Genomic DNA, 12209 nt, shown 5'->3' with positions numbered 1-12209 from the left:
AACACGCCGTGTGGCCGATGCGACCTGCCGCTGACCAGTCGCGCACCACATCTGTGCCGTGCGGGCTTTTTGAGAAAAGGATTGATATGGCTATTTCCCCTTATGCGCTGCGCACCGTCGCAACCGTTTCCGCCTCCGCCGTCGTGCTCGCCGGTGCTTTGGTTCCCGTCGCCAACGCGCAGAGCAGTGATGGGCTCAATTTCCCGTCCTCCTCGCTCTCCTCCACCCCGGGCCAGGATAATCAGGAAGGCACAGGCGGCCCGAAGAACATCATTTACATGGTCGGTGACGGCATGGGCTACAACCACGTCGCCGCAGCCAACCTCTACGAGTCCGGCCAGACCAGGTACCAGGTCGAGGGTGAAGCCGCTCCGGAGCAGCTCGAGGAGCTGGAAGGCGAGGCCGTCCAAGTCTACGAGGGCGACGACTGGAACCACTTGGCGATGGCCACCTTCCAAGAGGGCAACTCTTACGACGGTCTGCGGGCGTGGAGCGACCACAATTACGTCAACGAAGACTTCACCGACTCCGCGGCCGCCGGCACCGCCATGGCCACCGGCGGGAAGACCAGCAACGGCTCCCTGGGCGTCAGCTCCGACGGCGAGGCCATGGAGAACACCTCCGAACGCGCCAAGGCACAGGGCAAGGCCGCCGGCGTCGTCTCCGACGTCCCGTTCAGCCACGCCACCCCGGCCGCCTGGGCCGCGCACAATGCCGACCGCAATGATTACCATGCCATCGCCGACGAGATGCTCGCCGGTGACCTCGACGTCATCATGGGCGCCGGACACCCGCTCTACGGCGTCGACAACGAGCTGCTGGCGGAGCCGAACTACCGATACATTTCCGAAGAGGGTTTCACGGCCGCCTCCACCGGCGAGACCGATTTCGAGTACTTCGAGGAGGACGCCGCGTTTGAGGCGCTGGCCAACGGCGAAGTCGAGGAAGGCACCCAGTACTTTGGCCTGGCCCAGGTGGCCTCCACCCTGCAGCATGACCGCACCGGCGCTTCGGCGGTCCCGTACGACGTCGAGCAGAACGACGTCATCGACCTGGCCACCATGTCCGAGGGTGCGCTCAACGCCCTGAACACCGACGACGACGGTTTCCACCTCATGATCGAAGGCGGCGCCATCGACTGGGCGGGCCACGCCAACGACATCGCCCGCGACATCGAGGAAGTCCAGGCCTTCAACGACACTGTCGACGTCGTCGTCGAATGGGTGGAGGAGAATTCCTCCTGGGACGAAACCCTGCTGATCGTCACCGCGGACCACGAAACCGGCTATCTCTCCGGACAGGACGAGCTGCCGGGGTGGAAGGCGCTGCACGGCGGAGCGGGTGAGGTCCCAGAGCACGAGTACTACTCCGGCAACCACACCAACCAGGTGGTCCCGTTCTTCTACAAGGGCGCTGGATCCGAGGACATCGCCGCCAACGTCGCCGGCACCGACCCAGTCCGCGGCGACTACATCGACAACACCACCGTCGCGAACCTGACGTTCAACGAGTGGTGGAACGAAGATTAATACGCGCGCCCTGAGCCGGTGACGGCAGCGGGCGAGCCTGCACGATGAGGAGCGGTTCTCGGCACACGCCGAGAACCGCTCCCGTGCTCTTTCCTTCCGGACACGGTCGGCTTCTCGTCTCCGCCCGGTGATCGGCTACCCTTAGAAGCCGTGAGTGACGCAAAGAATTCCCAGGACAAGCGCGACCTTCCCGAGCAGCTGAAGATTCGCCGTGACAAGCGTTCCAAGCTGCTCTCCGAAGGCCATGAGCCGTACCCGGTCGTGGTCGACCGCACCACGTCCCTGAAGGATCTGCGCGCCAAATACGTCGTCCTCGCCGAAGGCGAAGAGCCCGCGGGCGCCGAGGGCGTGACCTACCTCGAGGCCGGCGGAGAGACCCAGGACGAGGTCGCCGTCGCCGGACGCATCATGTTCCAGCGCAACACCGGCAAGCTGTGCTTCGCCACCCTCCAAGAAGGCGACGGCACCCAGCTGCAGGTCATGCTCTCCCTCGCCGAGGTCGGGGAAGACGCCCTGGCCGCCTGGAAGTCCGACACGGATCTGGGTGACATCGTCTCCGTACGCGGCCGGGTCATCTCCTCGCGCCGGGGCGAGCTGTCGATCATGGCGAAGACCTGGTCGATGGCCTCCAAGGCGCTGCGCCCGCTGCCGGTGGCCTTCGCCGAAATGAACGAGGACCAGCGCGTCCGCCACCGCTACACCGACCTGATCATGCGCGAAGAGGCTCGTAAGAACGCCATGACCCGCATCAAGGTCATGCGCGCCCTGCGCAACTTCCTCGAGGGCCAGGATTTCCACGAGATCGAGACCCCGATGCTGCAGACGCTGCACGGCGGCGCTGCAGCTCGGCCCTTCGTCACGCATTCGAACGCGCTCGACCTCGACCTGTACCTGCGCATCGCGCCGGAGCTGTACCTCAAGCGCGCGGTCGTCGGCGGCCTGGAGCGCGTCTTCGAGGTCAACCGCAATTTCCGCAACGAAGGCATCGACTCCACGCACAGCCCCGAGTTCGCCATGTTGGAGACCTACCAGGCGTGGGGGACCTACGAGGACGGCGCCCGTCTGATGCGTGAGCTGGTGCAGTCCGTGGCGCAGCAGGTCTTCGGATCCACCACCGTGACGTGGGCTGACGGCACCGAGTTCGACCTCGGCGGCGACTGGCCCGTCATCGAGATGTACCCGTCGCTCAACGAAGCATTGCAGCGCGAGCACCCGGGCCAGCCCGAGGTGACCATCGACTCCAGCGTCGAGGAGCTCAAGGCCATCGCCGAGGTCATCGGCCTGGACGTGCCCAAGGACGGCGGCTGGGGCCACGGCAAGCTCGTCGAGGAAATCTGGGAGCTGCTCTGTGAGGATCAGCTGGAGGGCCCGATCTTCGTCAAGGACTTCCCGGTCGAGACTTCCCCGCTGACCCGCCAGCACCGCGAGAAGCCGGGCGTGACCGAGAAGTGGGACCTCTACATCCGCGGCTTCGAGCTGGCCACCGGCTACTCCGAGCTCGTCGACCCGGTCATCCAGCGCGAGCGCTTCGAGGACCAGGCCCGCCTGGCCGCCGGCGGTGACGAGGAGGCCATGGTCCTGGACGAGGACTTCTTGTCCGCCATGGAGCAGGCCATGCCGCCGACCGCCGGTTGCGGCATGGGTATCGACCGCCTGCTGATGGCCCTGACCGGCCTGGGTATCCGGGAGACGGTGCTGTTTCCGATCGTCAAGCCGGAAAGCAAGCAGGTTCAGAAAGGCACGGGCGAGCAGGACAGCGCCAAGTAGGCCTGAACCCACACACAGGCGACGTCGGCGGGCCGGCACCGAGATTCTACGGTGCCGGCCCGCCGACGCTTCTACGCATCAGTGCGAATGGTCGCGGGGCGTGGAATGGGTGGCGCCGAGGTAATGCAGAACTTCATGGGCGTGCTGATCCACCAGCGAATAGCGGACTTCCCGGCCCTGCCGCTCCGCCGCGAGCACGCCGACCGTGGCCATGTGGGTCAACGCGGCGGAGGCGGTGGGCACCCGGATACCCGTCAATTCCGCCAGTTCGCCGACGCTGGCCTTGCCGGGCCCCACATAGTGCATGGCCAGCAACAGCCGCAGCCGAGTGGGATCGCCCAGCAATTTAAATAGCGGGGACCATTCTTCTGCGAGTTCGAGCAGCGTCGCGGGGATCGAGGGAGAGGGACGGTCGGTCATGGCTTCATCTTATCGACGTAACGGAGGCGGCGGCCCCGTCTCTGAAGCCGCCTGGCTCAGGCCTGGCGGGGGAGGGCGACCGCGCGCCGGTAAATGACCGAGGGCAGCTCCACCGCCTCCACGTCGCCTCCGGCGTCGCGCAGCGCACAATGCCAGTGCGACCACACCGCCTGAAACACAGCGACCCGGTGGCCCGCCGCCAGCCGCAGCGTCAAGGCGTCCGCCTGCGGCGCGGCCCGGCGCAGGGTGGCGAGCAACAGATCGGTCAGGCGGATGAGCAACGTCCCGGCGGCGTCGCGCACGGCAGTGTCCTGGGCGAGGAGCATAAAGAAGTCGCGGGAGGCGGCCGCGTCGAGGATGGTGGTCTCCTCGATGAGACCGGCCAACGCGTCGTCTACGTCAGCGAGCAGGCCGGGGAGAGAGTCGACGGTGGGCGACACTCCGCCGAGGACCTCGACGAAGGGGGCCAGACTCGGCAGCGCGGCGGATTCCTTCGTGGCGAAGTAACGGAAAAACGTGCGCGAGGACACCCCGGCGAGAGCGGCGATCTCATCGACCGTGGTGGCGGCGGAGCCCCGGGCCAAGAACAGCCGGACCGCGGTCAATCTGATAGTTTCCTCGGTGAATGCTCGCTGTCGCTCGCGGAGGCCCATCGGTTCTGCTTTCTGCTTGACAGTACCTACTGCGGTAATAGCATATCAGTCTGACAGCCTCCGACACCTGGGAATACGGCCCCCGCGCGAGTCGATCGGAGGGTGGGAAACAGAGGTTTCCCGCCTGCGCCGGGCAGGTTCTGCGCCGGGATGCCCACCTGCGGGTTTCCCGGGGCTCGTCAGTCGCCCCTAAACCCCTGTTCGCTACCGGCGTACATGTCTCCTACCTGCATAAACAGCCCTTTTTTCGCCTTCCGGTTTTGGAGGTGGGACGGTTTCGGCTCCCTCCCGCGTTACAGTGGGGGACAGCTAAAGACAATTAGACCGGTTAGGGAGACTCAGACATGTTCGAAAGGTTCACGGACCGGGCCCGTCGCGTCATCGTTCTCGCACAGGAAGAGGCGCGCGCGCTCAACCACAATTACATCGGAACCGAGCATATTCTGCTCGGTCTCATCCACGAGGGTGAAGGCGTCGCCGCCAAGGCCCTCGAGTCGATGGGCATCAACCTCGAGGACGTGCGTCGCGAGGTCGAGGAGATCATCGGCCGCGGCACCCAGCCGCATACGGGACACATCCCGTTCACCCCGCGCGCCAAGAAGGTGCTCGAGCTGTCCCTGCGTGAGGGGCTGCAGATGGGGCACAAGTACATCGGCACCGAGTTCCTGCTGCTCGGCCTCATCCGCGAGGGTGAGGGCGTGGCGGCCCAGGTGCTGACCAAGCTGGGGGCCGACCTGCCGCGTGTGCGTCAGCAGGTTATCCAGCTGCTCTCCGGCTACGAGGGTGGTCAGGGTCAGGGGCAGGAAGGCGGCCAGGGTGGCGGCCAGGGTGCCCTCGGGGCGGGCGCCGGGGCAGGCGCCGGTGCGGGCGCCGCCGCCGGCGGCCGCGGCGGTCAGCCGGGCGGCGACCGCTCCAACTCCCTGGTTCTCGACCAGTTCGGCCGCAACCTGACCCAGGCAGCCAAGGACGGCAAGCTGGATCCGGTCGTCGGCCGCGAGAAGGAAATCGAGCGCATCATGCAGGTGCTCTCCCGCCGCACGAAGAACAACCCGGTCCTGATCGGTGAGCCGGGCGTCGGTAAGACCGCCGTCGTCGAGGGGCTGGCCTTAGACATCGTCAACGGCAAGGTCCCGGAGACGCTCAAGGACAAGCAGGTCTACTCGCTGGACCTGGGATCGCTGGTCGCCGGTTCCCGCTACCGCGGTGACTTCGAGGAGCGCCTGAAGAAGGTGCTCAAGGAGATCAACCAGCGCGGCGACATCATCCTGTTCATCGACGAGATCCACAACCTCGTCGGAGCGGGCGCGGCTGAGGGCGCCATCGACGCGGCGTCGCTGCTGAAGCCGAAGCTCGCCCGCGGTGAGCTGCAGACCATCGGTGCGACCACGCTCGACGAGTACCGCAAGCACATCGAGAAGGACGCCGCCCTGGAGCGTCGCTTCCAGCCGGTGCAGGTCGACGAGCCCAGCATGGAAAACACCATCCTGATCCTCAAGGGACTGCGCGACCGTTACGAGGCGCACCACCGCGTCTCCTACACCGACAGCGCGCTGTCCGCCGCGGCGAACCTCGCAGATCGCTACATCAACGACCGTTTCCTGCCGGACAAGGCCGTCGACCTCATCGATGAGGCCGGCGCGCGCATGCGCATCAAGCGCATGACGGCTCCGGAGTCGCTGCGTGAGGTCGACGAGCGTATCGCCGACGTCCGCCGCGAGAAGGAGGCGGCCATCGACGACCAGGACTTCGAGAAGGCCGCGGGCCTGCGCGACAAGGAGCGCAAGTTGGGCGAGGAGCGCTCGGAGAAGGAGAAGCAGTGGCGCGCCGGCGATCTCGAGGACATCGCCGAGGTCGGCGACGACCAGATCGCTGAGGTCTTGGCGCACTGGACCGGCATCCCGGTGTTCAAGCTCACCGAGAACGAGTCCTCCCGCCTGCTCAACATGGAAGAAGAGCTGCACAAGCGCATCATCGGGCAGGACGAAGCCGTCAAGGCCGTGTCCCGTGCCATCCGCCGCACCCGTGCGGGCCTGAAGGACCCGAAGCGCCCGTCCGGCTCGTTCATCTTCGCCGGCCCGTCCGGCGTGGGTAAGACGGAGCTGTCGAAGGCACTGGCGGAGTTCCTCTTCGGCGACGACGACGCCCTGATCCAGATCGACATGGGCGAGTACCACGACCGCTTCACGGCGTCGCGCCTGTTCGGTGCTCCCCCCGGATACGTCGGCTACGAGGAGGGCGGCCAGCTCACCGAGAAGGTGCGCCGCAAGCCGTTCTCCGTCGTGCTGTTCGACGAAATCGAGAAGGCCCACAAGGAGATCTACAACACCCTGCTCCAGGTGCTGGAGGAAGGCCGTCTCACCGACGGTCAGGGACGCATCGTGGACTTCAAGAACACGGTCCTGATCTTCACCTCGAACCTGGGCACGCAGGACATCTCCAAGGCCGTCGGCCTGGGCTTCAGCGGCTCCAGCGCCACGGATTCGGACGCCCAGTACGAGCGGATGAAGAACAAGGTCGACGACGAGCTGAAGAAGCACTTCCGTCCCGAGTTCCTCAACCGCATCGACGAGATCGTGGTCTTCCACCAGCTCACGCAGGAGCAGATCGTCGAGATGGTCGACCTGCTGATCAGCCGCACGAGCACGGCGCTCGCCGAGCAGGACATGGACGTCGAGCTCACGGACCAGGCCAGGAACCTCCTGGCCAACCGAGGCTTCGACCCGGTCCTCGGCGCCCGCCCGCTGCGTCGCACCATCCAGCGCGACATCGAGGACGTCATGTCCGAGAAGATCCTCTACGGCGAGCTCGGCGCCGGCGAGATCGTCACCGTCGACGTCGAGGGGTGGGACGGCGAGTCGAAGAAGACGGACGAGGCCCGCTTCACCTTCACCCCGCGTCCGAAGCCGCTGCCGGAGGGCGCCTTCTCGGAGATCTCTCCGGAGGCCGCCGACAGCGTCCGTGAGGTCGACCTCGAGGACGAGGACGGCACTGACACGGACGGCGACAATCCGGAGGACGACCAGCCGGACGACCTGACCCCGGACGTGCTGGCCGGCGGCGAGAGCGGTTCGGACGACGACTCCGACGGCGGACCCGCCGGCGGAGCCGCCCCGCAGCCGCAGAACTAAGCTGTACGACACGACGCCCCCGCCCCACCAGAATTCTGGTGGGGCGGGGGTTTCGTCGTTCGCTCATCGGCACAGGTGGTGGAAACCAGCTAAAAAGAGCGACCCACCTGCGGATTTATTGGAAATACCAACGGTTTGGCACGATGGTGCCGTACATGATTGTGTGTCGGGTGCCCGGCACCTCATCTGATCCCTTAGGTAGAGGCCATGACCAATCCACGCCCCCAGGGCGGGACCAAGGCCGCGACCGTCCTGCAGGATGACGCGGTAGATCTGAACACTGCGGGGATCACCGCAGAAGAACAACGGGAAGCCCAGGAAAAGTACCCGCTGAGCTTCCTTCACCTGACTGGCGTCACGAAGACCGTGATTGACTGGATCGTGGTCGCAGTCGCCGTCTGGGTGTTGATCACCGCGGTCAGCGCCATCGGCTCCGGATTTGGCATGGCCGTCGGTGACCGGGCCGCGGACATCTTCCAGCTCGCACAAAATCCTTTCGTCGGCTTGATGATCGGCGTGCTGGCGACGGTGCTGACCCAGTCGTCTTCGACGACCACGTCCATCACGGTGGGCATGGTGGCGGGCGGGCTGCCCATTGAGATCGCCATTCCGATTCTCTTCGGGGCCAATATCGGGACCACGGTCACCTCGACGCTGGTGTCGCTGGGGTTGTCCGGCGACAAGGTGATGTTCCGGCGCGGTTTCGCCGCGGCCAGCGTCCACGACATGTACAACCTGCTCGCCGCCCTGATCTTTTTCCCGCTGGAGTTGATCTTCGCCCCGCTGCAACGCAGCTCCGCGTGGCTGTCGGAGCAGCTGGCCGGCGAGGACGCCGGCCCGGTGGGGGCGCTTTTCGACGGTGCGGGCGCCGCAGTCAGTGTCGTCACCGAACCCGGTGTCGCCCTGTTGGAGTGGGCGGTGACCCCGCTCGGCGTCGTCACCGGTGGCGTCACTCTGATCCTCATCGGCGTCATTCTGATCCTGGCGGTCATCAGTTTCATCGGCAAAATGCTCAAGGCCCTGCTGGTGGGCACCGCACAGAAGATGTTCCACAACGCCATCGGCCGCGGCCCGATCTCGGGCGTGGCGTCCGGGACCCTGGTGACGGTCCTGGTCCAGTCCTCGTCCACCACCACGTCCCTGGCCGTGCCGCTGGCGGCCACCGGCAAGTTCTCCCTCCGGCAGATCTTTCCTTTCGTCGTGGGCGCCAACATCGGGACCACCGTCACCGCACTCATCGCGGCCTTCGGATTCAGCGGGGTGGAAGGCCAGACGGCGCTGCAGGCGGCGTTCATCCACCTGCTCTACAACGTCTTCGCCGCCCTGCTGATCATGGGGGCTCCGGGGCTGCGCACACTGCCGATCAAGGCGGCGTCACTGCTCGCCCGGCTCGGCGCAGAAAACAAGATGTATGTCGTCGGCTGGGTGGCCGGAGTCTTCCTGATCCTCCCCGCCCTTCTCATCGGGGCGACGATGCTGCTGTAGGGGCGGCCCCCCTTTTCGCGGGCACAGCGTCCGGACACAGTGTCACATTTGCTCAGGAAAGCAGTGCCTGTATATAAGGTTGTGCTCATGCCTGAGAGCCGTATCGCTGCCATCGGTGACCTACACCTTGGCCGACGCAACCGGTTGTGCCAGCCTGACGTGGTTGAACCGTGGTTCAGGCGGGTCGTGGACATAGCCGTGGAACGCGGGTGTCGCGCGCTAGTCATCACCGGTGATTTCTTCGACAAGAAGGCCGTCCATGACCCTGAGCCGCTGCTCGCCTGCGGGGAACGCATGCTGCGCCACGCAGTGGTCGAGGGGTTGCCCGTGGTGCTCGTCTGGGGCAACCACGACGTCGCCTCTGGACTGCACCGCCAGCTTCCAACCCTCGACGGCGTGTACGTGGCCGGCACGGAACCCGCGCTCATTGAGGTACCGGGAGTCGACGTCGTGTTCCCGGCAGTCAGCGTCGAAGTCAACCGGGATCCGCGGAAGGTGGTGGGCAAGTGCCCGGCCACCTTCCGGCCTTCGCTGGCCATCCTGCACACGTCCATGGAAGGGCAGTGGGACACCTCCGAGTGCCTGCCGACCTCGTTGGCGGAGATGAGGGGACGCGGTTACGCCGGCTGGGTGTTGGGCCATGTCCACGACCGGATTCACCTGCTGGAACGACCGTTCATCGGCTACACGGGGGCGCCGTGGCGCCGCCGCCCGGACGTGCCCGGCGGCAGCGAGTACATCGAAGTCAGCGTCCCCAGCGGCGGGGACGCGGCGACCGCGACGGTGGTCCCGGTCTGACGCGGAGTTTAAAATGCGCCGCAGTTGTCGGGCACCGGGACCTCATAGAAACGGTCGATGAGGTAGTTCAACGCCTGTGGCTGGGACATGAGCATGCCGACGGCGTGGTCGACGGCGAAACGCTCGCCGCCGGTCAACGACGGCATCGCCTCCTCCAGGTAAAAGACAGGAGTACCCGCGGCGCAGTAAGTACGGCCGAGCTGGCGGACCTGGTCGTTCGGGATCACGTCGTCGTGGTCGCCGCCACTGATCATCACCGGGGCTGTGGGTCCCCGCTGGCCGAGGTTCTGCGCGGTCAGTGCGTCCGTGAGGTAGGGATCGGCGAACGCCGCCTCAGAAAGGCTCGCTCCGCTGGCGGTCAAAGAGTTCGTCGGGCGCATGCCCCAGTTCACAGCACTGTCGCCGATGCATCCGGCGGCGTTGTCGTCGACGAATGCCCGTCCCTCATCGGAGAGGATACCGTCGAGCGCGGCGGCGAACTCAGGGTCACGTGCGGAAAAACCGGCCATCGCATAGCCCAGCACCCCGGAGATCAGAGAGCCATCGACGGCGGTCATCACCGCCGGCAGATCCGCTGGCGGAGCCCCCGAGTAGGTGCCCTTGACATTGAGTTCCGGGGCGTATTCCACGGCCAGTTCCGCGGCGGCGGCCGCTGCGCCCCCACCCTGCGAATAGCCGGAAAAAGCGAGTGGTGAATCGGTGGGTGCGCTGGCGGCACGCAGCCCGGCGCGGGCGGCGTCGAGCACCGCATGCGCTTCTTCTGTGTGGTGGACGTAGGTGTGCGGCCCTGGGGTGCCCAAGCAGATGTAGTCGGTGACGACCACCCGAATGCCTTGCAGAGACGCCGCGTAGTACATCGGTATTTCATAATTGACGCCCACTGACTGGCCGACGGGGTCAACGGCGCCGGTCAACCAGGGGCCCCGGGAGGGGGCGCAGGCGTCGCCGCCGCCGCGGGTGCCGGGTGCAAAAACGATCGTCGGGGTGGGGCCGTCTCCCGGCCAAGCGTGCGCCGGCTCGATGACGACGCCGGAGACGGCCGTCGGGGCGCCGTCCGCTCGGGTGGAGGTGTAGAGGATCTTGCTGGCGTGGCCGGGCAGGTTCTCGCCGCCGACGTTGAGCAGGTGTGGGGCGTCCTGGGTGCGCAGCACCGTCCCGGGGTCGGCCGGCAGGCGTTCCGGCGGGAGGTAGAAAGGGTCGGTGGGGTCGAAGAGGAACGGGTCGACGGGGGTGGAAAAAGAGTGGGCGGCGGCGTCGGCGAGTTGTTCCGGGGCGGGGGCCGGTTCATGCGCTGGGGCGGGCGGGGCGAAGGCGTCGCTGGGGATGGCGGCCGCCGTCGGCGCCAGCGACAGTGCGGCGAGGAGGGGGGCCAGCGTTGTTGTGAGATGGTTCCACGGCATACCCGTTCACCGTAACCGGGGAATTTCCGGCGAGTGCGTAGACGGCTGGAGTGCCCCCGTCCGAGGGCGCGGCACCGCCGCCGCTATTGGCCGAACAACGCCGCGATTCCCAGCATCACCGGTAAGGCCGCGAACGTGGTGATGAATACGGTGTCGCGGGCGACGATGGTGCCTTTGCCGTAGGTGGCGGCGAAATTGTAGACGTTCTGGGCAGACGGCAACGCCGCCAGGATGAGCACGGCGTAGAGCTGTTCGGCCTCCAGCCCCCACAGCAGACCCACGCCCCAGGCGATCGCAGGCATGCCCACCAACTTCATGGCGGAGGCGGTGAGCACCGAGGGCCGGTCCTCGCGCACCTGCAGCACTCGGGTGGCGCCCAGCGAGGCGCCGAAACTGACCAGCACGAGCGGGACCGCCGCCGCGCCGAGGATGCTGGCGGGGGCGAGGATCGGCTCCGGCACGGACCACGGCGAAAGGGTGAACACCAGGCCCACGAGCGTCGCCACCATCACCGGGGTAAACAGGGAGCGCCGCAGCAGCTGGGAGACCTTCACCCCGCCGGAGGCCAACCCCGCCAACAGCAGCGGGTTGATCAACACGGCCTGAATGATGATGATCGGCGCCATGTAGGCCGCGTCGCCCAGCACGTAGCTCATCACCGGCAGTCCGATGTTGACGGCGTTGACGTACAGGCTGGCGCCCGCGCCGGCGGCGGTGGTGGGCAGGTCCCGACGCAGGAAAATCACCGAAATCACGCAGTAGGCCACGCCGGTGAGCACCGTGGCGACCAACGTGACCAGGATGACCGGCGACAGGAGGTCGGAGGCGTCCGTCTGGGAGACTTCCGAGAACATCAGGGCGGGCAACGCCGCGTAAAACACCACCCGGTTGATCACGCCGCGGTCGGCGTCGGTGCGCAGCACGCCGCTCCGGTTGAGGAGGTAACCGACGGCGATCACCAGCAAAATGATCGCGAAAGCCGTGATGATGTTGAGCATGTTTCAGGGCACCTTGGAGCGGAAATACAGG

9 protein-coding genes are annotated in these 12209 nt (G+C 66.4%); 5 read left to right on the top strand and 4 right to left on the bottom strand.

Annotated features, from left to right (window positions below):
* Positions 1-86: 86 nt before the first annotated feature.
* Together B841_RS11400 and lysS are read left to right on the top strand one after the other, a co-directional pair.
* Positions 87-1529: an alkaline phosphatase gene (locus tag B841_RS11400; protein WP_020935644.1), complete on the top strand. Its 1443-nt coding sequence runs from the start codon at positions 87-89 to the stop codon at positions 1527-1529.
* A 150-nt stretch (positions 1530-1679) separates the two neighbouring features.
* Entirely contained in the window at positions 1680-3296 is a 1617-nt protein-coding gene (gene lysS, locus B841_RS11395) for a lysine--tRNA ligase (protein WP_020935643.1), read from the top strand.
* A gap of 78 nt (positions 3297-3374) precedes the next feature.
* Here the strand turns inward: lysS and B841_RS11390 are convergent, their stop codons facing one another.
* Positions 3375-3716 (bottom strand): ArsR/SmtB family transcription factor, encoded by a 342-nt coding sequence (locus tag B841_RS11390; RefSeq protein ID WP_020935642.1) that lies wholly within the window; start codon positions 3714-3716, stop codon positions 3375-3377.
* A 56-nt stretch (positions 3717-3772) separates the two neighbouring features.
* A complete protein-coding gene (locus B841_RS13460; protein ID WP_020935641.1) occupies positions 3773-4321 on the bottom strand; it encodes a TetR family transcriptional regulator in 549 nt (182 codons plus the stop codon).
* 392 nt (positions 4322-4713) lie between these two features.
* Between B841_RS13460 and B841_RS11380 the strand changes: the two genes are divergently transcribed.
* The 3 genes from B841_RS11380 to B841_RS11370 all read left to right on the top strand — a co-directional run bounded on the left by B841_RS11380 (position 4714) and on the right by B841_RS11370 (position 9780).
* Entirely contained in the window at positions 4714-7497 is a 2784-nt protein-coding gene (locus B841_RS11380; protein ID WP_020935640.1) for an ATP-dependent Clp protease ATP-binding subunit, read from the top strand.
* Between the two features lie 207 nt (positions 7498-7704).
* The gene (locus B841_RS11375) at positions 7705-8982 is read left to right on the top strand and encodes a Na/Pi symporter (protein ID WP_020935639.1); all 1278 of its coding nucleotides are present in this window, start codon (positions 7705-7707) and stop codon (positions 8980-8982) included.
* An 87-nt stretch (positions 8983-9069) separates the two neighbouring features.
* Positions 9070-9780, top strand: a complete 711-nt coding sequence (locus B841_RS11370; RefSeq protein ID WP_156844801.1) for a metallophosphoesterase family protein — start codon at positions 9070-9072, stop codon at positions 9778-9780.
* An 8-nt stretch (positions 9781-9788) separates the two neighbouring features.
* On the opposite strand, the gene B841_RS11365 is transcribed toward B841_RS11370, so the two are convergent.
* Complete coding sequence (locus B841_RS11365) at positions 9789-11180, bottom strand: lipase family protein (protein ID WP_020935637.1); 1392 nt, start codon at positions 11178-11180, stop codon at positions 9789-9791.
* An 83-nt stretch (positions 11181-11263) separates the two neighbouring features.
* The gene (locus B841_RS11360) at positions 11264-12178 is read right to left on the bottom strand and encodes an AEC family transporter (RefSeq protein ID WP_020935636.1); all 915 of its coding nucleotides are present in this window, start codon (positions 12176-12178) and stop codon (positions 11264-11266) included.
* Positions 12179-12209 lie beyond the last annotated feature (31 nt).

This window comes from Corynebacterium maris DSM 45190, assembly GCF_000442645.1.
Classification (GTDB): Bacteria; Actinomycetota; Actinomycetes; order Mycobacteriales; family Mycobacteriaceae; genus Corynebacterium; species Corynebacterium maris.
The sequence above is the reverse complement of the archived record's forward strand: the minus strand, read 5'-3'. Positions and strand labels throughout refer to the sequence as shown.